Below are 24,065 nucleotides of genomic sequence, written 5' to 3' on the forward strand. Positions count from 1 at the left end.
GCATCGATGTGCATGGCCGCCAACCCCTCGCCAGGCGTGCCGATCCGCTGTCGGACAGGGGCGTCGATGCCCTTGCTCGGGAGGTGTTGACAGCGATGAACTCGGGGTAGAGGCACCTTGCTCGCATTGATAACAATTCGTGTTTCGGGTACTGTCGTGGCATTTGACGCGGCGCCCCAAGGCGGCGCGAGAGCAGGTCGGAGGCCTTGGAATGGCGAACAAGCAGATCAACGGGCGGCCCTTCGCCGGGCCATCACAGGCTAGCCCCAGCGATGTGGTGACGGCTGGCGCAGCGGCAAGGAACAGCCTGCTGGGCGTCTCCTGTGCGCTGGCGCTGGCGCTGGGACACAGCGGGGTAGCCCAGGCACAGAACACGGCGGACAATCTCGGCGACGAGGCCCTGGCGGCACAGACCACCCAGGCCGAGCTGCAGGCGCGGATCGACCAGGCCGACGACGAGGTGCGTCAGCGTATCGAGGCGCTGCGCCAGGCCGAGCAGGAGGCCCAGCGGCTTCAGTCCTACAACCAGGCGTTGGCCCCCCAGCTCGAGCAGCTCAAGGCGACCCTCGAGCAGCGCAGTCAGGGCATGGCGACCATGGCCGAGACCCGCGACGCCCTGCCGGGCCTGTTGAACGACATGACCCGCCGCCTCGACGCCTGGGTCGATCAGGACGTGCCATTCCTCCATGGCGAGCGCAAGGCCCGGGTGGCGTCGCTCGAGGCCTCCCTAGCCAACCCCGAGCTGACCGCAGCCGAGAAGCTTGAGCGGGTGCTGGCGGCCTGGCGTGCCGAGCTCGACTATGGGCGCGATCTCGATGCCTGGCGCGGCACCCTGGAAGAGGGCGATCAGACCCGCGAGGTCGACTTCCTGCGACTGGGACGCGTGGGCTGGTACTACCTGACCCCGGATGGCCAGAATGGTGGCGTATGGAACGACGGAGATTGGCAGTCGCTGTCCGCTGCCGAGCGCGACCAGGTGGAGAAGGGCCTGCAGATCGTGCGTGACCAGCGTGCACCGGAACTGCTGACGCTGCCGCTGACCCAACCGATCGAGGAGCGTTCCTGATGGTGTCTTTGACGGATTTCCCGGTGTCGCTGAATCGGCACAACTCGATGGGCAAGGGCCTCGCCCGCAGGCTGGTGCTGGGTGCCGCCGTGACCGCGCTGCTGGCCGCCGCTGCGCCTGCCGCCATGGCCCAGCAGCACAGCGATAGCGACAGCGTACTGTCGAGCTTCAAGCTGGAGCGAGAGGCCGCCGAGGCGCGTGATCAGGCGAGGTTGGCCGAGCTGGTGGAGGACAGTGACGCGCTGTCGGCCGCGCTCGAGGAGGCCGAGGCCCGTCGTGACGCCGCCCGGGAAGAGCGTGAGCGTCTGGAGGCCGAGATGGCCGAGGCGCGTCAGGCGCTGGACGAGATCGGTGCACAGCGTGATGCCGAGGGCGGCGACCTCAACGCGGTGTTCAGCGCGGTGGCCGGCACCAGTGGTGAACTGAGAGACGATCTCGGCCAGAGCCTGCTGACCCTGGGCGCCGACGTCGATTTGCCGCCGCGGCTGGACGACGACGCCATCCTGACCGTCGCCCAGATCGAGACCCTGGCCGACAGCCTGATGGGGCTGACCGCCGAGACCGGGCTGGTGCGTCGATTCGAGGCGCCGGTGGCCGCAGGCAGCGGTGAGGTCGCGCCACGTCAGGTGACCCGTGTGGGTGACCTGATGGCCTTTGGCGGCGGCCAGTTGCTCGAGCGGGTCGGCGAAGAAGGGCGGCTCTCCGCCCTCGAACACACCCCTGAGCGCGTCGGCGCTGTGCTCGACGCTTATCAGTCAGGCGATGGCCAGCTGCTGCCGGTGGATCCTGCCGACGGACGGGTGATCGAGGCGCTGTCGCGCCAGCCCACGCTGCTCGAGCGCTTCCATCAGGGCGGCGCGGTCGGCTATGTGGTGGTCGCCCTGGGCGCCCTGGGCCTTTTGATCGCCCTTGGCCAGTATCTGTACCTGCTGCGGGTCAGCATGACCACCCGTCGCCAGCTCGCCAACATGGATGAGCTGTCCAATGACAACCCCCTGGGCCGGGTGCTTCAGCGCTTCCACGCCTTTGGTGCAGGCCATGCTCCCGAAGCCCTGGAGGCACGTCTGGACGAGTCGATGCTGGCCGAGCAGCCGCGTCTCGAGCGCGGCCAGGCACTGGTCAAGATGCTCGCTGCGGTGGCGCCGCTGCTGGGCCTGCTGGGCACGGTGACCGGCATGATCGTGACCTTCCAGTCGATCACGGTGTTCGGCACCGGCGATCCCCAGTTGATGGCCGGCGGTATCAGTCAGGCGCTGGTGACCACGGTGCTGGGCCTGATCACCGCGGTACCGCTGCTGTTCGCCCATACCGCCATGTCGTCACGCTCGCGCGCCCTGATCGGCACCATGGAAGGCCGCGCCAGCGCGGTGCTGGCCGACCGTCTGGAAGCCGATCGCAAGGCGCTGCAGCCGGCCACCGACGCAAAGCAAGGAAGCAGGCGCCATGCCGATGCACCCCTGGCTTGATCCCCTCGTCCGGCTGATCGACGCCGGCGGGCCGGTGCTGGTGGTGATCGCCGTGGTGGCCATGCTGCTGTTCTCGGTGGGGCTCGAGCGCTGGTGGTTCTTTCGCTTCCACTATCGCCCGGCCCGGGCCGAACTGATGCGCCGCTGGGTCGAGCGGCCCGACCACCAGAGCTGGAGTGCCCGCACCCTGCGCGAGGTCTGGGTAACGGAGTTGATCCGACGGCTGCGTGGCCCCTTGCCCTGGTTGAAGCTCCTGGTGGTGATCTGCCCGCTGCTCGGGCTGCTCGGCACCGTGACCGGCATGATCACGGTATTCGACAGCCTGTCCATGGCCGACAGCAACCAGGCCCGCGCCATGGCCGACGGCGTCGCCCGGGCCACCTTGCCGACCCTGACCGGGATGGCGGTGTCGGTGGTGGGGCTTCTGTTCATTACACGGCTTGAACATATCATTCGGCGCGAGGATCAGCGGCTGCACGACCGCCTTGCCCGCGCCGCGGAGGATGCACATGCGTAGACGTCGACTGTCCGCCGGCGCCGAAGAGGCCAGCGAGGTCAACCTGACCCCGATGCTGGACGTGGTCTTCATCATGCTGATCTTCTTCATCGTGACCACCAGCTTCATCAAGGAGAGCGGGGTAGAGATCGAGCGGCCCGAGTCCAGCGCCGCCTCTTCCCGTCCCGACGTCCAGGTGCTGGTGGCGATCACACCGGAAGGCGCCTTGTGGGTGGACGGTGAGCCGGTGGACATCCATCGCGTCGGCACCACCGTCGCCGGCATGCTCTCCGAGGATGGCTCGGTGGTGATCCAGGCCGATCGCAACGCCGCCACCGGGGTGCTGATCGAGACCATGGACCGGCTGCGCGACGCCGGTGTCGAAAAGGTTGCCGTCGCCGCCGAAAGGAGCTCCGACGCATGAGGCGAGTGGTCTCTCTGGCGGCGGGTAGCCTGCTGACCCTGGTACTGTTCGCCCTGCTGGCGCTGCTGGTGGTGCCACCGGAGGCCGAGCCTGAGCTGCGCGAGGAAATCACTCTGAGCCTGGCCGAGGCGGTGGCGCCCCAGGCCGAGGCCCCGGCGGAGGCCTCCGCTGCTTCGGCATCGGCGCCGCCACCTCCACCGCCGGTGGCCGCCGCGCCGCCGCCGCCGAGCCCGGCCCAGACCGCTGTCAGCGAGATCCAGTTGCCGGACCCCGAGGTGGTACCGCCGCCACGAGAGCCCAAGGCGCTGGACAGCGCCTTGCCGGAGCTGACCGAGACGCCGCCAGAACCTGAACCTGAGCCCGAACCGAAACCCCGGCCGGAGCCGACGCCGCAGCCTGAGCCCGCACCGCAGCCCGAGCCCGCACCGCAGCCCGAGCCCGCACCACAGCCAACGCCAGCGCCCAGCGTGGCCACCAATGCGACCAGCAACACGGGCAGCGCCAGTGCGGCGGGGGCCGGCGCCGCCGCGCCTGCCTCCAACGAGCCGGTGGACGTGGGCACCTCGGCCCGGGCCACGCGCAAGGTGCCGCCGGAGTACCCGCGCCGGGCCCAGCGTCGTGGGCTCGAGGGCTATGTGGTGATGCAATTTATCATCCGCGCCGACGGCAGCGTCGATCGCGGCAGCATTCAGGTACTCGAGGCCAGCCCCCGCCGGGTATTCGAGGACGCTGCGCGTCAGGCCATCGCCGGCTGGCGCTTCGAGGCGGCCTCCGGGCTTCGGCGGGCGCGTCAACGACTAGAGTTCCAGTTGAGATAGATGTCGAGATAGCCACACAAGGGGTCGATCGCCATGGCAGTACTGTTGAAGACCACCCCGCTGGGGCGCTACCTGCAAGGCACTGGTGCCGCCCTGGCGCTGGGCCTGATGGCGGGTCTGGCCGGCGCACTGGCAAGTCCTGCGGGAAGCGCCGCGCCGACCCTGTCCGGTGGCATCATCGCCGACCTCAAGAGCCTCGAGCAGCGCCTGGCCGACGACCCGGCAGGGGTCGAGGCCAAGGCCGAGAGCCAGGCCGAGCGGCTCACCGGAGGCAACGCCTCGGACCGCTGGGCCAGGGCGCTGTACCTGCAGCTTGCCGCCGGGGCGGCGTCGGCCCAGAACCGGTCCGAGGAGGCCGCCGATCACCTGGCCAGCGCCCGTCGGATCGATGGGGTCGAGCAGGCCCAGCGGGATCGCTGGCTGCGCCAGGAGATTGAACAGCGTATTCAGGCGCAGCAACGTCAGCAGGCGCGGGCGCTGCTGGAGGACTGGCTATCGCGCCACGAGGATGTCGAGGCGCTGTGGACCCTGGCCGAGCTGGCGGCCGCCGACGAGGACTGGGAGGCCGCCGCCGACGGGGTCGAACGGGCCAAGGCGGCGGACCCGCAGCCGAGTCAGGCGCGGCTCGATTTCGCCGGTGGCGTGATGCACAAGAGCGGTCGTCTCGATCAGGCCCTGGCGGCCCTGGAGGCGCGGCTTGCCACCGATCCTGCTGATGCCGATGCCTGGCGCCGAGCCGCGGCCATGGCCCAGCGCCTGGGTGATCCGGTTCGGGCCGCGGCGCTGTGGGAGGCCGGCTGGCGTCAGGGCGCCCTGTCCTGCAACGATGACCTTGAACGTCGCATCGAGCTCCACCTGGCCGCCGGTACCCCCGCACGCGCCGCCGAGCTGCTCGAACGGGCGCTGGCGGAAGGCGTCCTCGAGGATAGCGAGCCACGTCGCCGGTTGCTGGCCGAGGCCTGGTTTCAGGCTCGCGACCATGACCAGGCGCTGGACGCCTGGCAGACTCTTGCCGAGCGTTCCGACGCTGGCTCGGACTGGCTCCGGTTGGGACAGATTGCCGCAGGCTGGGGCCGCGAACAGACCGCGCGCGAGGCATTGAACCGCGCACTCGCCAAGGGCGAGGACGAGGCGCAAACCTGGCTGGGCGCGCTGTCCGCGGGCTCGCAGACGGGGCAGGGCGCGGCCGCTGAACCTGGCGCTGGCGCCACGAATTCACCTCGAACCTCCGATGAAGGCGCTGGCTGAGGCGGCTCGCTGCCTTGTGGCAAAAATGACCCTCAGCGTAGAATTCGCCCCATGAAGAATTCCAGAAGCCTCATATTGCTGGTCATCGTTCCCGCGGTGGCCGTGGTGCTGCTCGGGGCGGCCATCTTTGGCTCCCAGGCGATGTCCGACAGCCGTCTGGACGATGACGCGCGCGCCGCCCTGGCGGCGTCACTTCAGACCTCGGCACCGATCGAGCTCGCCAACTTGCAGGAGGTGCGCTACGGCTATGGCGTGTGCGGCTCCTATCGGCTGGCATCGGACGAAGGCTTTGCCTCCTTCTATCTTGATACCCAGAGCGGCGAGGTGGAGCTGGACGTCAACTCCCGTCGTTTCAATACCCACTGTGGCCTGTCGGCGCTGTGCTGATGGTATCCATCGACGGTGACCGGTGTTGGTTGGCGTTTGACGACTGAGCGACCTTCGTCGACACAGGCTCGTGCCGGCACTTTCTCAAGGAGACGTTTTCATGCGCATGTTCAAGGGCACCCTGGTTGCCGGATTGCTGTCGCTGCTGGCGACTACCCCGGTGCTTGCCGCCGAGCTAGAGATCAGCGACGCAAGGCTGCGCATGCTGCCCGGCGACCGCCCCGGTGCCGGTTACTTCAAGCTCTACAATGCGGGCGACGAGCCGGCAGCGGTGGTTGGAGCAGAGACCGACGCCTACGCCTCGGTGGAGCTGCACATGAGCATGGAGAAAGGCGGCATGGCCATGATGCACGGCGTCGAGCGCTTCGAAGTGCCCCCCGGCGAGACCCGCGAGTTCGCCCCCCAGGATTATCACCTGATGTTCATGAAGCCGCAACAGTCGCTGAACATTGGCGATGAAGTCGAGGTCCGCCTGATCCTCGAAGGGGACGAGCGCATCGAGACGACCTTCGAGGTGGTCTCGCCGGCAGCGCTGTAACGACGCTCTTGAGACAGCTGAGACAGCTGAGACAGTTAGGTCGGCAAAGTGATGTCGAGAGAACGGTGTCGGGAGCAGGGGCTGCAAACTAGAGCCGAGACAACGGCCCATGAATTGAAAGCGACGAGGTTGGCAATGCGACAGGGCAGGACCGGCGGCAATGGCAGGGTGCAGAGAAGGGGGGCTGGTGCGAGCCAGGCAGTCGCCAGGGCTGGTGCGGCACTGCTGCTGACGGCTGCGCTGTTTGCCCTTGCCGGCTGCGAGGACGTCAACTGGCGTGGCACCGACATCTCCGACGCCATGCCGGCGCTGGACTTCGAACTGATCGACGAGAACGGCCAGCAGGTCGATGAGGGTGACTACGCCGGCAAGACGACACTGGTCTACTTCGGCTTCACCCACTGCCCGGACGTCTGTCCCACCGCGCTGGCGCGCTTGTCAGCGGCGATCCGTGAACTCGACGAGCCGACCAGAGACGCCGTCCGGGTGCTGTTCGTCTCGGTGGATCCCGAGCGCGACAGCCCCGAGGTGCTCGACGCCTATACCGAAGCCTTCGGACCGCGGTTTATCGGTCTTACCGGCGACAAGGCGGCACTCGACGCGGTCACCAACCGCTACCGCGTCAGCTATCGTCTGGGCGAACCCGAGGCCGACGGCAGCTACGACGTCGACCATTCCAGCGCCATCTTCGCCTTCGATTCAGGCGGCGACGCCCGTCTGTTGATGCGCGACACCGACCCGGTGGACTCCATCGCCGCAGACATCCGAAGGCTGGTGGAGAAGGGGTAGAGGTCCCCATCTTCTTGCAAAAATGCAGCTGGAAAAGCAAAGGGCCACCTGAAGTGGCCCTTTCGCGTCTCGATGGTAACGCGCCTTCACGCCTCGCTGCGTGGCAGCTTGATGCAGTCTCTGGTGCCGCGCGTGGTGTTGTGAAGTTCTAAAGATCCAGTTCGGTCCACACCGGGGCGTGGTCCGAGGGTTTTTCCATGGCGCGCAGGTCGTAGTCGATGCCGGCGTCGGTGACGCGCTCGGACAGCGATGCCGTGGTCAGGATATGGTCGATGCGAAGGCCCCGCTTGGGTTCGCGATCGAAGCCCTTCGAGCGATAGTCGAACCAGCTGAAACGATCGTCCACCTCGGGGTAGAGGCGGCGATAGCTGTCCTCGAGGCCCCAGGCCTTGATGCCATCCAGCCATTCGCGCTCGATCGGCTGAAAGCTGGTCTTGCCTTCGCGCAGCCAGCGCTTGCGGTTGGCCTCGCCGATGCCGATATCGATGTCGGCGGGCGAGATGTTGAAGTCGCCCATCACCGCCAGGCGTTCGCTGGGGGAGTGGTCCTCGTCGAGCAGGCGCTGGAGCTGGGCGTAGAAGGCGCGCTTGTGGGGAAACTTGGTCGGGTGCTCGATGTTCTCGCCCTGGGGGAAATAGCCGTTGTAGACCCATACAGGCTCGCCGTCGGCGGCGCGCAGACGCACGCCGATCATGCGGCGCTGGGCGTCTTCACCGTCGTCGGGAAAGCCATAGCGAACCTCCTCCGGGGCCTCGCGGGTCAGCATGGCGACGCCGTAGTGACCCTTCTGGCCATGGAAGTGCACCTGGTAGCCCATGGCTTCCACCGCCTCGCGGGGGAATTCACTGTCCTGGACCTTGGTTTCCTGCAAACCGATCAGGTCGGGCTGGTGGGAGGCGATCAGCGCCTCGAGCTGGTGCAGGCGTGCGCGGATGCCGTTGATGTTGAAGCACACCAGGCGCATTACTGCTCTCCCTTGTTGCTGTCGCTGTTACTGCTGTCCGGCCCCTTGCCTTCGGGGTGAATCTCGATCGACGGGGCGGCGCGCATGCGCTCCAGCCGGCGTGCGGCCTGGGCCTTGCGCTGCTGGCGCTTCTTGGCGGAGAAGCGCCGTGATGAGGTGACCTCATCGGGATTTTCGTGGCGCCACTGCTTGTAGTCCTTGCGCCGACCGGTACGGATGGTCACCTTGTCGGCCAGGGAACGGGTCTTCTTGCGGCGTGTCATGACGCGGGGCTCCTGTATTCAATGGGCACATTCTATCAGTGCGGGGCCGCCAGGACAGCCGCTAGACACGATTCGATGCGCATCGGGCAAGCCCAAACGGCCAGACGCTGGTACAATACCCGGCTTGAGGAAACTCGAGGGGGCCCTGTGCCGTTGCCTCGACGCTTTCCGCTTTCCTTCAACTTCTCTTCGAGACGGACACACAGCACAGCCTATGAGCGAGTCGGAACAGACCACCGCACCGGCCGAGAGCCGCAAGCCCAAGCGTCGTCGCCGCAAGCCGAGGCGCCGCCAGTCCAACTGGGATCTGCGCCAGTTTCAGGTGCCCGCCGTGGCGGGCAAGTGGCGGTTCCACGACTTCGATCTGCCGCTGCCGCTGATGCGCGCCATCCATGCGCTCGGGTTCGAGTACTGCACGCCGATTCAGGCCGAGGCCCTCACCCACACCCTGATGGGTGGAGACGTGGTGGGCAAGGCCCAGACCGGTACCGGCAAGACCGCCGCCTTCCTGATTTCCATGATGGCCTACTTCCTCGAGGAGGAGGTGCCGGATGGCCAGAAGCCGGGGACGCCGCGCGCACTGATCGTGGCGCCGACCCGCGAGCTTGCCTTGCAGATCGAGAAGGACGCCAAGGCCCTGGCGCGCTTCACCTCGCTCAAGGTGACCAGCGTCGTCGGTGGCATGGACTACCAGAAGCAGCGCGAGGGGCTTGCCGGCAACGTCGATATCCTGGTGGCCACTCCGGGCCGCCTTCTGGACTTCCAGCAGAAGCGAGACATCGACCTCGGTCAGGTCGAGGTGCTGGTGCTGGACGAGGCCGATCGCATGCTGTCGATGGGCTTCATTCCCGACGTCAAGCGCATCATCCGCTACACGCCGAAGACCGAAGAGCGGCAGACCTTCCTGTTCTCCGCGACCTTCACCGAGGACATCCTCAACCTGGCCAGCCAGTGGACCCATCAGCCGGCCCACGTCGAGATCGCGGTCACCGTGGATAACGCCGCCGATATCGATCAGCGGGTGTACATGGTGGGCGACGAAGACAAGCAGCGACTGCTGGTCAACCTGCTGCAGCAGGAGTCGTTCGACCGGGTGATGGTGTTCGGCAATCGCCGCGATCTGGTGCGCAAGCTGCTGGAGCTGCTGAAGAAGGCCGACATCAATGTGGCCATGCTGTCCGGCGATGTGCCGCAGAACCAGCGCATCCGCACCCTGGAGCAGTTCCGCGAGGGCGAGATTCAGGTGCTGGTGGCCACCGACGTGGCCGGCCGTGGCATCCATATCGAGGACGTCAGCCACGTGATCAACTACACCCTGCCCGAGGATCCGGAGGACTACGTCCACCGCATCGGGCGCACCGGCCGTGCCGGCGCCAAGGGCGTGTCGATCAGCTTCGTGGGTGAAGAAGACGCCTTCTCGCTGCCCGAAATCGAGCGCTTCATCGGCGACAAGCTGCCCTGCGAGCATCCGCCGGAAGGGCTTCTGTAAGCCCGTCAGGCGTTTGACGCTTGTACGCAGTCAGGGCCGGCCCAGCGCCGGCCCTTTGCGTCTCTTCCCCCTGTCCTTTTTCTCAATTGTCGTGGACCCGCCATGCTAGACGACGCCCTCAAGAGCGAGATTCAAAGCGCCTATCGTCGGGTGCTGGAGGCGCTGGAGCTGACCCCGCGCTACGGCCAGCGACTGATGATCGCCGAGATCTCCCGCACCCTGGCCGGCATCGAGACCGACGAGGATGGCAAGCGGGTGAGCGACGAGCACGTCTGCGTGCTGGAGGCGGGCACAGGTACCGGCAAGACCCTGGCCTACCTGCTGGCGGCGTTGCCGGTGGCCAAGGCGCGCGGCAAGCGCCTGGTGCTGGCCACCGCCACGGTGGCGCTGCAGGAGCAGGTGCTGCACCAGGACCTGCCGTCGCTGAAGGCCCACAGCGGATTGTCCTTCGACTTTGCCCTGGCCAAGGGGCGCGGGCGCTACGTGTGCGTGGCCAAGCTCGACGCGGCCATGGACGGCGCCGAGGAAAACCCGACCCTGTCGCTGTTCGAGCAGAGCCTGGACGCCGCCACCGGCGATGACTTCAAGGCGCTGGTGGCTGCCATGGGAGACGCCTATGGCAACGGTCGCTGGGAAGGGGATCGCGATAGCTGGGGCGAGGCCATTGACGACGGCCATTGGCGGCGACTGACGGTGGATCACCGCCAGTGCACCAATCGCCGCTGCGGGCACTTCGGTGCCTGTGCCTTCTTTCGTGCTCGGCGCGACCTGGATCAGGCCGACGTCATCGTCGCCAACCATGATCTGGTGCTGGCGGATCTGGCGCTCGGCGGCGGCCTGGTGCTGCCCGACCCTGCCGACTGTATCTACGTCTTCGACGAGGGCCACCACCTGCCGGACAAGGCGATCTCCCACTTTACCCATCGCTTCAGCGTGGGCGGCGGGCTGCGCTGGCTGAGAAACCTCAGGGGCTCCTTGACCGAGCTGAATACGGCCCTGGGCGTGCAGCCGACCCTGGCGCGACTGCTGGGCGCACTGCCCACCGCGATGGAAGCGCTGGAGCCACGCCTGGGCGAGGTGTTTGCGCTGGGCCACCAGCTGGCCGAGCGGCCCCATGGGCTCAACGACGACGAGGACGGTGCTCAGCACCGCTTCGAGATGGGGCGTGTGCCCGAGGCCCTGCGGGCCCAGGCCGAGGCGCTGGTGGTGCCCTTCGCCGAGCTCTGCCGTCTGCTCGAGTCGATGACCGACATCCTGCGCGAGAGCCTGGACCCGGAGAAATCCACCGGCCTTGCCCGGGAGCAGGCCGAGGCCTGGCTGCCGCTGCTGGCGCTGCTGCACGGCCGGGCGCTGGAGGCCCACGCCCTGTGGCAGGCCTTTGCCGAGGGCGATCCGGCGGACGCGCCGCCGCGGGCACGCTGGCTGACCCTGGAGCGCTTCCAGGGCGAGCCCGAGCTGATCTTCTCGGCCAGCCCGGTATCTGCCGCCCATACCCTGGCGCGTTCGTTGTGGGGGCGCTGTCACGGCGCTGTGGTGACCTCGGCCACCCTGACCGCCCTGGGCCGTTTCGAGCGCCTGCAGGAGAGGGCGGGGCTGGCCAACCGCTATCGCTACCAGCGTCTGCCGAGTCCCTTCGACTATTCCCGAGCGGTGCTCAGCGTGCCCCGGGAGGCGGTGGACCCCGCCGACCGTGACGGCCACGAGCGGGCCATCGTCGACTTCGTCGAGGCTCTCGACGACAAGGAAGCGGTGCTGGTGCTGTTCTCGTCCCGGGCCCAGCTGCGCGGGGTGGAGAAGGCCCTGTCGCGGGAGCGTCGAGAGCGAGTGCTGGCCCAGGACCGTCTGCCCAAGCGCGAGCTGGTCAGCCGCCATCGCCAGCGTATCGACGCCGGCGAGGGCAGCATCCTGTTCGGTCTGGCGAGCTTCGCGGAGGGCATCGACCTGCCCGGCGACTACCTGACCCATGTGGTGATCACGCGGCTGCCGTTCGCCGTGCCGGACGACCCGGTGGGAGCGACGTTGGCGGAGTGGATCGAGAGCCAGGGCGGCAACCCGTTCATGCGCATCAGCGTGCCGGATGCCTCGATCAAGCTGGTCCAGGCCTGTGGTCGGTTGATCCGCAAGGAGGCCGACCGTGGCCGCATCACCTTGCTGGATCGCCGCGTGCTGACTCGCCGCTACGGCCGCGCGCTGCTCGACGCATTACCGCCCTTCGTGCGCGAGATCGACGGCGTAAGCCAGGCCGGCTGAGGGAAGCCGCGCCTCGCGAGCAGGCGTGATACACCGGCCAAAAACAAGGAGCCCGCCAACTTGGCGGGCTCCTTGCTGTCGTGGGCGTTGCTTCTGCAGGCGTCGCTGGCGCTGGGGATGATGGCGCCGCTGGCGCCTGGCGTCGGGGCCTTTCAGCCCCTTGTCCCGCACCAGGGACGAATCAATTCACCCGCTTTGCCAGCTCCGGGGCCAGGCGTTCGTTCATGCTGCGGAAGGCCTCCACGGTGGTGTCCCAGTCGATGCAGGCGTCGGTCACGGAGACGCCGTAGGCCATTTCGCTCAGGTCCTCGGTGATCTTCTGGTTGCCCCAGCCGATGTTGGACTCGACCATCAGGCCGATGATCGAACGGTTGCCGTCGAGAATCTGGTGGGTGACGTTGTCGAGCACCAGCGGCTGCAGGGCGGCGTCCTTGTTGGAGTTGGCGTGGGAGCAGTCGATCATGATGTTGGGCTTGACCCCGGCCTTCTTCAGCTCCTGCTCGGCCAGCGCTACGCTCACGCTGTCGTAGTTCGGCTTGCCGTTACCCCCGCGCAGCACCACGTGAGCATAGGCGTTGCCACGGGTGCGGATGATCGCCACCTGGCCCTGCTGGTCGATGCCCAGGAAGTTGTGCGGGTGAGCGACCGACTGCAGCGCATTGACGGCCACGTCGAGGCTGCCGTCGGTGCCGTTCTTGAAGCCCACCGGGCATGACAGGCCGGAGGACATCTCGCGGTGGGTCTGGGACTCGGTGGTGCGGGCGCCGATGGCCGACCAGCTGATGCAGTCCTGCAGATACTGGGGCGAGATCGGGTCGAGTGCCTCGGTGGCCAGCGGCAGGCCCAGCTCGGAGAGCTCCACCAGCAGGCGACGGGCGATGTGCAGGCCTTCCTCGATCTCGAAGGAGCCGTTCAGGTGGGGGTCGTTGATCAGGCCCTTCCAGCCCACGGTGGTGCGCGGCTTCTCGAAGTAGACGCGCATCACGATGTACAGGCTGTCCTTCACCTCGTCGGCCAGGCGGCGCAGGCGACGAGCGTAGTCCAGCGCGGCGTCCACATCGTGGATCGAGCAGGGGCCCACCACCATCAGCAGCCTGGGATCGGTGCCGTCGAGGATGTTCTGCACGGTCTTGCGGCCCTCGATCACCGTGGCCTCGGCCTCGGGAGAAAGAGGAATTTCCTGCTTCAACTGCTCAGGAGTGACGAGAACATCCTGGGCCAGGACGTTGAGGTTGTTCACCTGCTTGTCGGACATGAGGTCTACCTGTGTGTATCGTGTCAGCGCTGACGTTTCTGCGTGGCTCTACTATCCCTTGAGGGAGGGGTAAATTCAATCGCCTGAGGGAACCTTGTCGCGCACCCGATGTCGGAGCGGCGTCGAGAGATGCACTCAGAGAACGCTTGATGCGAGCCAAGGAAACAGGAACACTTGTGCCTTTTATCATGACGAGACCCATGACCTATACATCGCCGACAGGCGAAAGGTGGCACCCTGTTGCCAAGGGCCAGACCGAGGGTCCGGCGTCGTCAGCCCGACATCGTCGGGGAGGAGAGACATGACGCCCAAGGAAACGGACCAGCAGCTGGTGGCGCGCGCGCAGAAGGGCGATACCCGAGCCTTTGACCTTCTGGTCAAGAAGTACCAGCACAAGATACTGGGCCTGATCGGCCGCTATATCAGCGACCATGCCGAGGTGCAGGACGTGGCCCAGGAAGCCTTCATCAAGGCTTACCGGGCGCTTGGCAAGTTTCGCGCCGAGAGCGCCTTCTATACCTGGATGTACCGCATCGCCATCAACACCGCCAAGAATCATCTGGTGTCCCGCGGGCGTCGTCCGCCGGGCAGCGATCTGGATATCAATGACGCCGAGATCGTCGACATGAGTGGCCGGCTGGCCGATATCGAGACACCGGAGGCGTCCATCGCCAGGGACCAGCTCGAGGCGGCGGTATTCGAGGCGATCGAGAATCTTCCCGATGACCTGCGCACCGCCATCACCCTGCGCGAACTCGATGGTCTTTCCTATGAAGACATCGCCCAGGTCATGCAGTGCCCGGTGGGTACCGTGCGCTCGCGCATCTTTCGCGCCAGGGAGGCGGTGGATCAACATATTCAGCCGCTGATGACGACCTCGCGAAACGCCGAGTCACTTTCCTGATTCGCTATCGCGAGCCTGCGAGCTGGTCGTGGGCGCAGGGGTGAGGCAGGGCGACCCCTTTTGTTGCCGAATTCCCCATTTTTTTCAAATTGGGATGAACTGTTCGCCAGATTGGGCGTCTTACCCAGTGACCGGCCCGATGCAATAATCAACGACGGTCGTCACCTGGCGCTCGAGCCGGTGGCGAGTAACCGAGAATCGGTGGCGGAACCTGGCGCATCTCCGGTGGTCTATGGAGCTGGAGGCGCGACGCTTCGTCGAAATGAGGTGTGGAGAATGAGTCTGAACGCACGGGAATCGCTTTCAGCCCTGATGGACAATGAAGGTGACGAGCTGGAATTGCGTCGAGTGCTGAAGTCGCTCGAGAGCGACCAGGACAGCGCCGAGAGCTGGCGTCGTTACCATTTGATGCGTGCCGCGCTGCGCCGCGAGACCGATAGTGACCCCTCGGTGGATCTGTCCGCCGGTATCCTGGCTCGCCTCGAGGATGAGCCTGCGCCGCAGATGGAGGCTCCCGCCGACGGCGCGGTCGCCAAACGCGGCGGAATGGGGCTCGCACGCGGTGCCGGTATTGCCGCGGCGGTCTCGTTGATGGTGATCAGCGGGGTTCAGTTCTACAACGGCGCCTTCGATGGCTCCATCGACGGTTCCGGTGCCGGTGTGGCCAGCAGCGGGGCTGCGGGTGGCGTAAGCGGCGGCGTAAATAGCGGCGCAGCACAGACAGCGTCCGCCGTGCCAGGTGCAGAGCTCGCCAGCGTAGCGGCGTCTCGGCCTTCGCTGATGGATCTGCCGATGTTTCAGTCCGGCACAGGCTCCAGCAATGGCCTGATGACCGTCGGCGCCCAGGTGGCCTCGCCGATGATGCTGTCGCCATCTGCCCAGCAGTCGCGGGTCAGTGACCAGGCGCAGGCCCAGTTGTTGCAGTCGTACCTCGATCGTCATGCCCAGGGGGCGGCCTTCAGCAGTGCCGACAACTGGATGCCGATGCTGCGCAGCACCCCGGCGGAAGCCCGTTGAGGTGATCGATCTGGCATCGAGATAGCAATGATCTGCTCGGCCCTGAGGGGCCGAGCGCATTCTCAGCAGTGCCTGTCAGGACATGATTTCTATGCCACATCAGGGGTCGCTTGCAGCGTTGGCCGGCTGGCTGACGCTTTCCCTTGTCTGTCTTTCTCTTCCCGCCCAGGCCGTTGCCGACCCTGGTGTCGACGCCGTAGCGGCGAACGCCAAGGCCTCGGCTGACTCGGTAGCTGACCCGAATAGTATCCAGAGCGTCTACGACTGCAGCGCCTTGACCGCCTTGTCACCCCCCGAGTCTCCGGGAGACTGGTTCGAGCGCAGTGTCTGGGCTTCCCATTGCTACCAGTATCAGGCGCGCGCCGTTCGCATCGTCGATGAAGAGGTGGTGACGCTGTCGGTGGCCCGCGACATCCAGCAGGGCGTCGAGCGCGATCGCCTCCACTTCCTCGATGGCCCCAGTCGCTCGCTGCTGCGAGAGGGGGGCGCCTTTCGCTTCGAGCTCGGTGATAGCCAGGGGGCGGCGCCGGCCTCTCCCCAGGCGCTGGTCGAGCACCTGTCACGCTTCTATCGGCTGCGCTTCGACGGCGAGGAGCGCATCGCCAATCGTCACGCGATCCGTCTGGAACTGTTGCCGCTTGACGCCATGCGCTACGGCTATCGCATCTGGCTCGACCGCGAGACCGCCATCCCCTTGAAGCGCACCCTGATCGACGAGCGGGGCCAGGTGCTGGATACCTTCCAATTGGTGGCGATGACGCCGCCGGAACGCTACGACGGCAAGGTGGAGCTGCGCCGGCCGCCGTCCTCGGCCAGGCTCGACTGGCGCGCAGGCTGGCTGCCTCGCGGCTTTGTTGCCCAGCCGCTGATGGCGATGGCATCGGACAGCGATGGGCCTCGCCGCCACAAGTTGTACAGCGACGGCCTGTCGACCATCAGCCTGTTCGTCGAACCGGTAGCGGGTTCACGGGTACTAAGGCCGGGTGTCCATCGACTGGGTGCCAGTCACGCCGCGGTGCGCCGAGTGCAGCGTGAAGGCCAGTTGCTTCAGGTGGTGGCCGTCGGCGAACTGCCCCCCAGCGTGCTGGTCAAGGTGGCCGAAACCCTTGAACTGGCCGAGGGGCAGTCGCAGGGCGTTAGCGATGGTGCGCGCCCTGAGGCGGTGAGCAATGTCCATCAGGAAGCGTCGTCATGAGCACCGACTGCTCGACCGCAGAGGCGCGAGTGGTGGGCTGGACGACCGCAGGGGTCAGGGTAGCGCTGGCGGCAACCGGCGGCTGCGGGCGCTGCGCTGCTCGGGGCGGCTGCGGGGCGCGTTGGCTGCTGCGCAGGAGCGACGATCGGCGTGAGCTCGAGATCGATACCGAGCAGCGTCCCGCCATCGGGCAGACGGTGACCCTGGCCCTGTCCCGGACGAGCCTGGTGCGCGCCAGCGTGCTGGTCTACGGCCTGCCGCTGTGGTTGGCGCTGGGGGCGACCCTTGCCGTCAACGTGCAGTCGCCGGATCACTGGTCGCTGCCGCTGGTGTTTATCGCGGGCCTGGCCCTTGGCGGCGTGGTGCTGCGTCGGCATCTGCGCCGCCGCGCCGAGGCGTATCGCCCCACCTTGGTGTCGTAGCCCCGTTGTGATAGCTCGTATCCCGAACACTTCACGGGCCCTTGTCGCGTTATTTTGCCCGCTAATGACTGAACCTTTTGGCGGCGTGACGGTACTACAAGAAGCGACCCTCGAGGTTGCGTTCGATGCACTCTGAGTCCTATCTGAGTCTTACGCAGGAGCCTTGCATGAAGCCAATGACTCGCACCCTGTCCATGTGGATGACGCTGGTGGTGGGAATGGTTGTCGCCCAATCCAGCCTGGCCAGGGATCTTCCTGATTTTACCGAACTGGTCGAAGAGGCCGCCCCCGGCGTGGTCAACATCTCGACGACGCGGGTCACCGAGGGCTACTCCACGCCCTTCGGCGATTTCGGTGGCCAGGAAATCCCCGACATCTTCCGTCATTTCTTCGGTGATCGCTTCCCGGTGCCGCCCGGCGGAGGCGGTGGTCGCACCGAGGAACGTCAGTCGCTGGGCTCCGGCTTCGTCATCGACGCGGACGGCTACATCATGACCAACGCCCACGTGGTGGAGGGCGCCGACGAGATCATGGTGCGCCTCAATGACCGTCGTGACCTCAAGGCCGAGCTGGTCGGGGCCGACGAGAAGACCGACGTGGCGGTACTGAAGGTCGATGCCAGCGATCTGCCGACGCTATCCCTGGGTGACTCCGACGACCTCAAGGTGGGGGAGTGGGTGGCCGCCATCGGTTCGCCGTTCGGCTTCGATCACTCGGTCACCGCAGGCATCATCTCGGCGATCAACCGCACCCTGCCGCGTGACGCCTATGTGCCCTTCATCCAGACCGACGTGGCGATCAACCCGGGTAACTCCGGTGGACCGCTGTTCAACCTCGACGGCGAGGTGATCGGCATCAACTCCCAGATCTTCACCCGTAGCGGTGGCTTCATGGGGCTGTCCTTCGCCATTCCGATCAATGTCGCCATGGACATCGCCGACCAGTTGCGAAGCGAAGGTCACGTCACCCGGGGCTGGCTCGGTGTGATGATTCAGCCGGTGTCCAAGGACCTGGCCGAGTCGTTCGGCATGGACCGCCCCGAGGGTGCCCTGATCGCCGACGTCGATCCCGACGGACCGGCGGCGCGTGACGGCGTCCAGGCCGGTGACATCGTGCTCGCGGTCAATGGCGAGACGGTGGAGCGCTCCAGCAACCTGCCGCGGTTGATCGGCCGTGTCGCTCCGGACAGCGAGGTCGAGTTGACCGTGCTGCGCGCCGGGGATCGCAAGACCCTCAGCGTCACCGTTGGCGACTGGCCCGAGGAACTGGCCGGTGGCAGCGGTCAGTCGTCCGGCAGCGCGTCGCCGGCACGCCTGGGTCTGGCGGTGCAGTCGCTGTCCGACGCCGAGCGTGACAAGTACGGCATCGACGCCGGCGTGCGGGTCAGCGACGTCGATCCGCGTGGCGTGGCGGCGGCTTCCGGTATCCGGCGTGGCGATATCATTGTCAGCGTCAACCAGGTCGCGGTGGGAAGCGGTCGCCAGCTTAGCCAGCTGGTGCGTGAGCTGCCTGCCGATCAGGCGGTGCCGGTCCGTCTGTACCGTGATGGTCGCTCGTTGTTCGTGGCGCTGCGACTGGCCGACGACTGAGGCGCGTCCCGCTGACCGACGACGCCCGAGGGCCGCCATGGCCCTCGGGCGTTGTCGTCCTGTGATATCGAATCGAGCCGCCGCAACGGCTTGGGATGCGCGGGGCAGGGGATGCCGGTACAATAGCGCCAACTTTTTTTTCCGCGTCATCGGGGCAGGGCGAGCCTGTCGCTGTCCGGTGCGTTCTCAAGATGGAATCATCCTGCATGTCTGATCCTGATAACCGCAAGGTAATCAATAATATACGTAACTTCTCGATCATCGCTCACATCGACCATGGCAAGTCCACCCTGGCCGATCGCCTGATCCAGAGTTGCGGTGGCCTGTCAGAGCGGGAGCTCAAGGATCAGGTGCTGGACTCCATGGATCTGGAACGCGAGCGCGGCATCACCATCAAGGCCCAGTCGGTGACGCTGGACTACCACGCCAACGATGGTGAGACCTACCAGCTCAACTTCATCGATACCCCGGGGCACGTCGACTTCTCCTACGAGGTGTCGCGCTCGCTGTATGCCTGCGAGGGCGCACTGCTGGTCGTGGACGCCGCCCAAGGTGTCGAGGCCCAGTCGGTGGCCAACTGCTACACCGCCATCGAGCAGGGGCTAGAAGTGTTGCCGGTGCTCAACAAGATGGACCTGCCCCAGGCCGACCCCGACAAGGTCGCCCACGAGGTCGAGGAGATCATCGGTCTCGACGCCACCGACGCCTGTCAGGTGTCGGCCAAGAGCGGTCTGGGCATCGATGCGCTGCTCGAGCGGCTGGTGCGCGATATTCCGCCGCCCAAGGGCGACCCCGAAAAGCCGCTGCAGGCGCTGATCATCGACTCCTGGTTCGACAACTACCTGGGCGTGGTATCGCTGGTACGGATCTTCGACGGCGTGCTCAAGAAGGGCGACAAGATTCGCATCCTGTCCACCGGACGTGACTGGCAGGCCAACGAGGTCGGCATCTTCACCCCGCTGCGCAAGGAGACCGACATCCTGCGCGCCGGTGAAGTGGGCTTCGTGGTGGCCGGTATCAAGGACATTCAGGGGGCTCCGGTGGGGGATACCATCTCCCACGCCAAGACGCCGGACGTCAAGCGGTTGCCGGGCTTCCAGAAGGTCAAGCCCCAGGTCTATGCCGGCATGTTCCCGGTCAGCGCCGACGACTACGAAGACTTCCGCGACGCGCTCGAGAAGCTGGCGCTCAACGACGCTTCGCTGGACTACGAGCCGGAAAACTCCGACGCCCTGGGCTTCGGTTTCCGCGTCGGCTTCCTCGGCACCCTGCACATGGAGATCGTGCAGGAGCGTCTGGAGCGCGAGTACGACCTGGACCTGTTGACCACCGCGCCGACGGTGGTCTACGAACTGGCGATGAAGAACGGTGACGTCAGCTACGTCTCCAACCCGTCCAAGCTGCCGGATATGGCCGACGTCGAGGAGATGCGCGAGCCCATCGTGCGCGCCAGCATCCTGGTGCCCCAGGAATTCGTCGGCAACGTCATCAGCGAGTGCGAGCTGCGTCGCGGCACCCAGAAGGACATGCTGTTCCTGGGTAGCCAGATCCAGCTGACCTACGAATTGCCGATGAGCGAAGTCGTCATGGACTTCTTCGACCGGCTCAAGTCCATCTCCAAGGGCTATGCTTCGCTCGAGTACAACTTCGAGCGCTTCGAGGCGGCCAAGCTGGTACGCCTCGACGTGCTGATCAACGGCGACCGGGTCGATGCCCTGGCGGTGATCATCCATCGCGATCACGCCCACAGCCGTGGTCGTGTGCTGGTCGAGAAGATGAAAGAGCTGATCCCGCGTCAGATGTTCGACGTGGCGATCCAGGCCGCCATCGGTGGCCAGGTCGTGGCCCGTTCCACGGTCAAGGCGCTGCGCAAGAACGTGACCGCCAAGTGCTACGGCGGCGACATGACCCGCAAGAAGAAGCTGCTCGAGAAGCAGAAGGCCGGCAAGAAGCGCATGAAGCAGGTCGGTCGCGTGGAGATCCCTCAGGACGCCTTCCTCGCCGTGCTCAAGGTGAACGACTGATGCCCCAGCGGCGGTCGATCCGTCCCGGTGTGACGCCGGGACGGCTTGCCCCTCCCTCAGATACCGACTTACAAGCCACCTGGAAACACTGATATGGACTTCTCCCTGCTGCTGGTGATCGCGGTCGCCGTCACCGGTCTGATCTGGCTGCTCGACCTGGTCTGGTGGCGCCCCCGGCGTCAAGCCGTCACCGCAGCCGCCGAAACCGGCACCACCGAAGGCGTGGATCTGTCCGCTCAGGAGCTTTCGCGCAAGGACCCCTGGCCGGTCGACTACGCCAAGTCGTTCTTTCCGGTGCTGCTGGTGGTGCTGGTGCTCAGAAGCTTCGTGGTGGAGCCGTTTCAGATTCCGTCAGGCTCCATGCGTCCGACGCTGGAGGTCGGGGATTTCATCCTGGTCAACAAGTTCACCTATGGCCTGAGGCTGCCGGTGGCCAACACCAAGATCCTCGATCTGAACGAGCCGGAGCGGGGTGACGTCATGGTCTTCCGCTATCCCCAGGACCCGGCGGTGAATTTCATCAAGCGCGTGGTGGCACTGCCCGGCGATACCCTGCGCTACGTCGACAAGCAGCTCTACGTCAACGGCGAGCCGGTGCCCAAGACGCTGCTCGACGACGCTCCGGAGAGCGCGCCAGGTGAGCTGCTGTTCTCCGAGCAATTGGGCGAACATCAGCATCAGATCTACAATAATCCCCGCGATCGCGGCCCGTTGGTCCACGACGTCGTGGTGCCCGAGGGCATGTACTTCGCCATGGGCGACAACCGGGACCACTCCAATGACAGCCGCTACTGGGGCTTTATCCCGGAAGCCAACATCGTCGGCAAGGCCTTCGCGGTATGGATGCATTGGGACGGTGGACTGCCGAGCTTTTCCAGCGTGAGGACGATCCCGTGATCGCTTCAACGCCGCTTGGTTCTTCCATCGTCAGCACAAAGAGTTAACAGGAGCGTCGTGAGCAATTCCCTGACCCCCTTCAGTCGCCGCATCGGCCATGAATTCCAGGACGCGAGTCTGCTGGAACTGGCCATGACCCACCGCAGCTTCGGTGGGCGCAACAACGAACGCCTCGAGTTTCTGGGTGACTCGATCGTCAACTTTGTCATCGCCGAGGCGCTGTTCGAGCGCTTTCCCGAGGCCCGTGAAGGCCAGCTTTCGCGCCTGAGGGCGCGCCTGGTCAAGGGCCAGACCCTGGCGGAGCTGGCCCGGGAGATGCGCTTTGGCGAATGCCTGCGCCTGGGTTCCGGCGAGATGAAAAGTGGCGGCCATCGGCGTGAATCGATCCTCGCCGACGCCGTCGAGGCGGTGATCGGTGCCATCTACCTGGACGCCGGCATGGACGCGGTACGCACGCGGGTGCTGGCCTGGTTCGAGGAGCGCCTGGCGCGCATCGACCTCAAGCAGTCCCAGAAGGACCCCAAGACCCGCCTGCAGGAGTTTCTGCAGTCCCGGCAGGCACCGCTGCCTCGCTACGAGGTGACCTCGGTGGAAGGCGAGGCCCACGCCCAGACCTTTACCGTGGAGTGCCACGTCGAGATGCTCGACGAACACACCGTCGGCACCGGCGCCAGCCGCCGCCACGCCGAACAGATGGCCGCCGAAAGCGCCCTGCAACGCCTCGATCCCAAGGGAGTCAGCGCATGAGTCAGACCTGTGGATTCGTGGCCATTGTCGGCCGTCCCAATGTCGGCAAGTCCACCCTGATGAACCGTATTCTCGGACAGAAGATCTCGATCACCTCGCGGCGGCCGCAGACCACCCGCCACCAGGTGCTGGGGATCAAGACCGAAGGCGACGCTCAGGCCATCTTCGTCGACACCCCGGGTATCCATATCCTCGGCAAGGACCGCAACAAGGCGATCAACCGCTTCATGAACCAGGCGGCGGTGCAGGCCCTGCGGGACGTGGACTGCGTGGTCTTTCTGGTCGACCGCACCCGCTGGACCGAGGAAGACCAGATCGTGCTGGACCGCCTGGCCAACGTCGAGGCGCCGGTGATCCTGGCGGTCAACAAGGTGGACCGCCTGCAGGACAAGGCCACCCTGCTGCCGTGGTTGGCCGAGCTCGGCAACAAGCGCGAGTTCGCCGCGGTGGTGCCGATCGCCGCCCAGCACGGCACCAATGTGCCGGAGCTCGAGGCCGAGATCGACAAGCACCTGCCCGAGGGTATCCACTTCTTCCCGGAAGATCAGGTCACCGACAAGAGCATGCGTTTTCTGGCTGCCGAAATGGTACGCGAGAAGGTCATGCGCCAGCTCGGCGACGAGCTGCCTTATCAGATGACCGTCGAGATCGAGGAGTTTCGTGACGAGGCCCGGGTGGTGCACATCAGCGCGCTGATCCTGGTCGAACGTCAGGGCCAGAAGAAGATCCTGATCGGCGACAGCGGCGATCGCATCAAGAAGATCGGCCGCGAGGCACGCCTGGATATGGAGCGGGCGCTGGACAAGAAGGTTATGCTCAACCTGTGGGTCAAGGTCAAGCGTGGCTGGTCCGACGACGAACGCGCCCTCAAGAGCCTCGGCTACGACCTCGACTGAGCCGTTCCCCCGCGCCCCGGCAGGATCATCGACGACGATGGTCCTGTTGTGATCCTGTTGCCCCGACGTCGGGATCCCCATGCAGCCCCAGCCCGCCTTTCTGCTCCACAAGCGTCCCTACCGCGAGACCAGTGCATTGGTCGAACTGCTGACCCTGGGCCACGGGCGTGTGCGCGCCGTGGCCCAGGGCGTGCAGCGTCCCGGTAGTCGCTCGCGCAGTCAGATGCAGCCGTTCGCGCCCCTGCACCTGACCTGGCAGGGCGATCGCGAGCTCAAGCGGCTGCGATTGATCGAGTCCCGTGGCCCGGCGGCGATGCTCGCCGGCGAGGGGCTGCTGTGCGGTCTCTACGCCAACGAATTGCTGACCCGCCTGCTGCCGGTGGAGTTGCCGGTGGGGCAGGTGTTCGCCTTCTACACCTCGGCGCTGGACGAGTTGGCGACGCCGGCCTCCCGCGCTGCGGCCCTGCGTCGGCTCGAATTTGCGCTACTCGATGCGCTGGACGCCGCGCCGCGTTTCACCACGCCCGACGGTGGCGGCCTGGATCCCCAGCGGCGCTACCGCTTCGAGCCCGGCAGTCGGGCCTTTGTCGTCGCAGAGCGCGGCATCGACGGGCGCACCCTGCGCCTGCTGGCCGGGGCCGACTGGGGCGAGGCCGGGCTCGCGGGGCCGGCCAAGGCGCTATCGCGTGCGGCCCTGGCGCCGCTGCTGGGCGACCGGCCGCTGCGCTCCCGTGCGCTGATGGTCGCCATGGCCGAGCGTCGCCGCCAGTCGCTCTGACGCTCCCGCGCGCTGATATCGCCATGGCCGATCGCTCTCATCAGTCGCTCTGACACTCCCGTGCGCTGATGGTCGCTCTGATATCGCCCGGCCGCGGGTGACCGCCGGCCTGTCGGCGGTGCTACCATAGGGCTCGTCTTTCA

The 24,065-nt window shown here is 66.2% G+C and carries 24 protein-coding genes; 21 read left to right on the forward strand and 3 right to left on the reverse strand.

Annotated features, from left to right (window positions below; all coding sequences use genetic code 11):
* Positions 1 to 211: 211 nt before the first annotated feature.
* The 9 genes from C9F12_RS01160 (at position 212) to C9F12_RS01200 (ending at position 7,232) form a co-directional block, all read left to right on the forward strand.
* A complete protein-coding gene (locus C9F12_RS01160) occupies positions 212 to 1,066 on the forward strand; it encodes a DUF3450 domain-containing protein (RefSeq protein WP_083970470.1) in 855 nt (284 codons plus the stop codon).
* Positions 1,066 to 2,532 (forward strand): MotA/TolQ/ExbB proton channel family protein, encoded by a 1,467-nt coding sequence (locus C9F12_RS01165; protein ID WP_240184124.1) that lies wholly within the window; start codon positions 1,066 to 1,068, stop codon positions 2,530 to 2,532. Before C9F12_RS01160 ends, C9F12_RS01165 begins: the two co-directional genes overlap by 1 nt.
* Complete coding sequence (locus C9F12_RS01170; RefSeq protein ID WP_045993418.1) at positions 2,510 to 3,049, forward strand: MotA/TolQ/ExbB proton channel family protein; 540 nt, start codon at positions 2,510 to 2,512, stop codon at positions 3,047 to 3,049. Before C9F12_RS01165 ends, C9F12_RS01170 begins: the two co-directional genes overlap by 23 nt.
* Positions 3,042 to 3,452 (forward strand): biopolymer transporter ExbD, encoded by a 411-nt coding sequence (locus tag C9F12_RS01175; protein ID WP_045993419.1) that lies wholly within the window; start codon positions 3,042 to 3,044, stop codon positions 3,450 to 3,452. The genes C9F12_RS01170 and C9F12_RS01175 overlap by 8 nt, the downstream gene beginning before the upstream one ends.
* Positions 3,449 to 4,270: an energy transducer TonB gene (locus C9F12_RS01180; RefSeq protein WP_108447688.1), complete on the forward strand. Its 822-nt coding sequence runs from the start codon at positions 3,449 to 3,451 to the stop codon at positions 4,268 to 4,270. Before C9F12_RS01175 ends, C9F12_RS01180 begins: the two co-directional genes overlap by 4 nt.
* Positions 4,271 to 4,303: 33 nt before the next feature.
* Positions 4,304 to 5,518, forward strand: coding sequence for a hypothetical protein (locus tag C9F12_RS01185; protein WP_205254606.1), 1,215 nt, complete (start codon positions 4,304 to 4,306; stop codon positions 5,516 to 5,518).
* 51 nt (positions 5,519 to 5,569) lie between these two features.
* Positions 5,570 to 5,905: a hypothetical protein gene (locus tag C9F12_RS01190; RefSeq protein ID WP_045993471.1), complete on the forward strand. Its 336-nt coding sequence runs from the start codon at positions 5,570 to 5,572 to the stop codon at positions 5,903 to 5,905.
* Positions 5,906 to 6,005: 100 nt separating this feature from the next.
* A complete protein-coding gene (locus C9F12_RS01195) occupies positions 6,006 to 6,443 on the forward strand; it encodes a copper chaperone PCu(A)C (protein ID WP_108447689.1) in 438 nt (145 codons plus the stop codon).
* Between the two features lie 135 nt (positions 6,444 to 6,578).
* Entirely contained in the window at positions 6,579 to 7,232 is a 654-nt protein-coding gene (locus tag C9F12_RS01200; RefSeq protein ID WP_345840251.1) for an SCO family protein, read from the forward strand.
* A gap of 148 nt (positions 7,233 to 7,380) precedes the next feature.
* Here the strand turns inward: C9F12_RS01200 and xthA are convergent, their stop codons facing one another.
* Together xthA and C9F12_RS01210 are read right to left on the reverse strand one after the other, a co-directional pair.
* Positions 7,381 to 8,196, reverse strand: coding sequence for an exodeoxyribonuclease III (xthA, locus tag C9F12_RS01205; RefSeq protein ID WP_108447690.1), 816 nt, complete (start codon positions 8,194 to 8,196; stop codon positions 7,381 to 7,383).
* The gene (locus C9F12_RS01210; RefSeq protein ID WP_045993474.1) at positions 8,196 to 8,459 is read right to left on the reverse strand and encodes a hypothetical protein; all 264 of its coding nucleotides are present in this window, start codon (positions 8,457 to 8,459) and stop codon (positions 8,196 to 8,198) included. The genes xthA and C9F12_RS01210 overlap by 1 nt, the downstream gene beginning before the upstream one ends.
* A gap of 214 nt (positions 8,460 to 8,673) precedes the next feature.
* Here C9F12_RS01210 and rhlB point away from each other — a divergent pair, with 214 nt between their 5' ends.
* Both rhlB and dinG read left to right on the forward strand, forming a co-directional pair.
* Positions 8,674 to 9,948, forward strand: a complete 1,275-nt coding sequence (rhlB, locus tag C9F12_RS01215; protein ID WP_045993475.1) for an ATP-dependent RNA helicase RhlB — start codon at positions 8,674 to 8,676, stop codon at positions 9,946 to 9,948.
* 102 nt (positions 9,949 to 10,050) lie between these two features.
* Positions 10,051 to 12,198, forward strand: a complete 2,148-nt coding sequence (gene dinG, locus C9F12_RS01220; RefSeq protein WP_108447691.1) for an ATP-dependent DNA helicase DinG — start codon at positions 10,051 to 10,053, stop codon at positions 12,196 to 12,198.
* A gap of 181 nt (positions 12,199 to 12,379) precedes the next feature.
* On the opposite strand, the gene C9F12_RS01225 is transcribed toward dinG, so the two are convergent.
* Positions 12,380 to 13,453 carry a 3-deoxy-7-phosphoheptulonate synthase gene (locus C9F12_RS01225; protein ID WP_045993477.1) on the reverse strand — a complete coding sequence of 358 codons (1,074 nt, stop codon included), beginning with the start codon at positions 13,451 to 13,453 and terminating at the stop codon, positions 12,380 to 12,382.
* A gap of 301 nt (positions 13,454 to 13,754) precedes the next feature.
* Here C9F12_RS01225 and rpoE point away from each other — a divergent pair, with 301 nt between their 5' ends.
* The 10 genes from rpoE to recO all read left to right on the forward strand — a co-directional run bounded on the left by rpoE (position 13,755) and on the right by recO (position 23,922).
* Positions 13,755 to 14,357, forward strand: coding sequence for an RNA polymerase sigma factor RpoE (gene rpoE / locus C9F12_RS01230; protein WP_108447692.1), 603 nt, complete (start codon positions 13,755 to 13,757; stop codon positions 14,355 to 14,357).
* Positions 14,358 to 14,633: 276 nt separating this feature from the next.
* Complete coding sequence (locus C9F12_RS01235; protein WP_045993479.1) at positions 14,634 to 15,374, forward strand: sigma-E factor negative regulatory protein; 741 nt, start codon at positions 14,634 to 14,636, stop codon at positions 15,372 to 15,374.
* 91 nt (positions 15,375 to 15,465) lie between these two features.
* Positions 15,466 to 16,569 carry a MucB/RseB C-terminal domain-containing protein gene (locus tag C9F12_RS01240; protein ID WP_162816352.1) on the forward strand — a complete coding sequence of 368 codons (1,104 nt, stop codon included), beginning with the start codon at positions 15,466 to 15,468 and terminating at the stop codon, positions 16,567 to 16,569.
* The gene (locus C9F12_RS01245) at positions 16,566 to 16,991 is read left to right on the forward strand and encodes a SoxR reducing system RseC family protein (protein ID WP_108447694.1); all 426 of its coding nucleotides are present in this window, start codon (positions 16,566 to 16,568) and stop codon (positions 16,989 to 16,991) included. The genes C9F12_RS01240 and C9F12_RS01245 overlap by 4 nt, the downstream gene beginning before the upstream one ends.
* 167 nt (positions 16,992 to 17,158) lie before the next feature.
* Positions 17,159 to 18,580, forward strand: a complete 1,422-nt coding sequence (locus tag C9F12_RS01250; RefSeq protein WP_108447695.1) for a DegQ family serine endoprotease — start codon at positions 17,159 to 17,161, stop codon at positions 18,578 to 18,580.
* Positions 18,581 to 18,786: 206 nt separating this feature from the next.
* Positions 18,787 to 20,604 carry a translation elongation factor 4 gene (gene lepA, locus C9F12_RS01255; protein WP_045993482.1) on the forward strand — a complete coding sequence of 606 codons (1,818 nt, stop codon included), beginning with the start codon at positions 18,787 to 18,789 and terminating at the stop codon, positions 20,602 to 20,604.
* Positions 20,605 to 20,697: 93 nt separating this feature from the next.
* Complete coding sequence (gene lepB, locus C9F12_RS01260; protein ID WP_108447696.1) at positions 20,698 to 21,501, forward strand: signal peptidase I; 804 nt, start codon at positions 20,698 to 20,700, stop codon at positions 21,499 to 21,501.
* A gap of 57 nt (positions 21,502 to 21,558) precedes the next feature.
* The gene (rnc, locus tag C9F12_RS01265; protein WP_045993484.1) at positions 21,559 to 22,248 is read left to right on the forward strand and encodes a ribonuclease III; all 690 of its coding nucleotides are present in this window, start codon (positions 21,559 to 21,561) and stop codon (positions 22,246 to 22,248) included.
* Entirely contained in the window at positions 22,245 to 23,144 is a 900-nt protein-coding gene (era, locus tag C9F12_RS01270) for a GTPase Era (RefSeq protein ID WP_045993485.1), read from the forward strand. The genes rnc and era overlap by 4 nt, the downstream gene beginning before the upstream one ends.
* Positions 23,145 to 23,223: 79 nt before the next feature.
* Complete coding sequence (gene recO, locus C9F12_RS01275) at positions 23,224 to 23,922, forward strand: DNA repair protein RecO (protein WP_108447697.1); 699 nt, start codon at positions 23,224 to 23,226, stop codon at positions 23,920 to 23,922.
* The last annotated feature ends 143 nt before the right edge of the window (positions 23,923 to 24,065 follow it).

Origin of the sequence: Halomonas sp. BN3-1, from assembly GCF_003056325.1 — a bacterium.
Lineage (GTDB): Bacteria > Pseudomonadota > Gammaproteobacteria > Pseudomonadales > Halomonadaceae > Halomonas > Halomonas litopenaei.

Bases quoted from the DNA above. Each gene is read 5' to 3' on its own strand.
- C9F12_RS01165 (WP_240184124.1), top strand. From the start codon at position 1,066: ATGGTGTCTTTGACGGATTTCCCGGTGTCGCTGAATCGGCACAACTCG.
- C9F12_RS01245 (WP_108447694.1), top strand. From the start codon at position 16,566: ATGAGCACCGACTGCTCGACCGCAGAGGCGCGAGTGGTGGGCTGGACG.
- C9F12_RS01200 (WP_345840251.1), top strand. From the start codon at position 6,579: ATGCGACAGGGCAGGACCGGCGGCAATGGCAGGGTGCAGAGAAGGGGG.
- recO (WP_108447697.1), top strand. From the start codon at position 23,224: ATGCAGCCCCAGCCCGCCTTTCTGCTCCACAAGCGTCCCTACCGCGAG.
- rhlB (WP_045993475.1), top strand. From the start codon at position 8,674: ATGAGCGAGTCGGAACAGACCACCGCACCGGCCGAGAGCCGCAAGCCC.
- C9F12_RS01170 (WP_045993418.1), top strand. From the start codon at position 2,510: ATGCCGATGCACCCCTGGCTTGATCCCCTCGTCCGGCTGATCGACGCC.
- dinG (WP_108447691.1), top strand. From the start codon at position 10,051: ATGCTAGACGACGCCCTCAAGAGCGAGATTCAAAGCGCCTATCGTCGG.
- C9F12_RS01180 (WP_108447688.1), top strand. From the start codon at position 3,449: ATGAGGCGAGTGGTCTCTCTGGCGGCGGGTAGCCTGCTGACCCTGGTA.
- C9F12_RS01185 (WP_205254606.1), top strand. From the start codon at position 4,304: ATGGCAGTACTGTTGAAGACCACCCCGCTGGGGCGCTACCTGCAAGGC.
- lepB (WP_108447696.1), top strand. From the start codon at position 20,698: ATGGACTTCTCCCTGCTGCTGGTGATCGCGGTCGCCGTCACCGGTCTG.
- xthA (WP_108447690.1), bottom strand. From the start codon at position 8,196: ATGCGCCTGGTGTGCTTCAACATCAACGGCATCCGCGCACGCCTGCAC.
- C9F12_RS01250 (WP_108447695.1), top strand. From the start codon at position 17,159: ATGAAGCCAATGACTCGCACCCTGTCCATGTGGATGACGCTGGTGGTG.
- C9F12_RS01190 (WP_045993471.1), top strand. From the start codon at position 5,570: ATGAAGAATTCCAGAAGCCTCATATTGCTGGTCATCGTTCCCGCGGTG.
- lepA (WP_045993482.1), top strand. From the start codon at position 18,787: ATGTCTGATCCTGATAACCGCAAGGTAATCAATAATATACGTAACTTC.
- C9F12_RS01225 (WP_045993477.1), bottom strand. From the start codon at position 13,453: ATGTCCGACAAGCAGGTGAACAACCTCAACGTCCTGGCCCAGGATGTT.
- C9F12_RS01240 (WP_162816352.1), top strand. From the start codon at position 15,466: ATGCCACATCAGGGGTCGCTTGCAGCGTTGGCCGGCTGGCTGACGCTT.
- rpoE (WP_108447692.1), top strand. From the start codon at position 13,755: ATGACGCCCAAGGAAACGGACCAGCAGCTGGTGGCGCGCGCGCAGAAG.
- C9F12_RS01175 (WP_045993419.1), top strand. From the start codon at position 3,042: ATGCGTAGACGTCGACTGTCCGCCGGCGCCGAAGAGGCCAGCGAGGTC.
- C9F12_RS01210 (WP_045993474.1), bottom strand. From the start codon at position 8,459: ATGACACGCCGCAAGAAGACCCGTTCCCTGGCCGACAAGGTGACCATC.
- C9F12_RS01195 (WP_108447689.1), top strand. From the start codon at position 6,006: ATGCGCATGTTCAAGGGCACCCTGGTTGCCGGATTGCTGTCGCTGCTG.
- C9F12_RS01160 (WP_083970470.1), top strand. From the start codon at position 212: ATGGCGAACAAGCAGATCAACGGGCGGCCCTTCGCCGGGCCATCACAG.
- era (WP_045993485.1), top strand. From the start codon at position 22,245: ATGAGTCAGACCTGTGGATTCGTGGCCATTGTCGGCCGTCCCAATGTC.
- C9F12_RS01235 (WP_045993479.1), top strand. From the start codon at position 14,634: ATGAGTCTGAACGCACGGGAATCGCTTTCAGCCCTGATGGACAATGAA.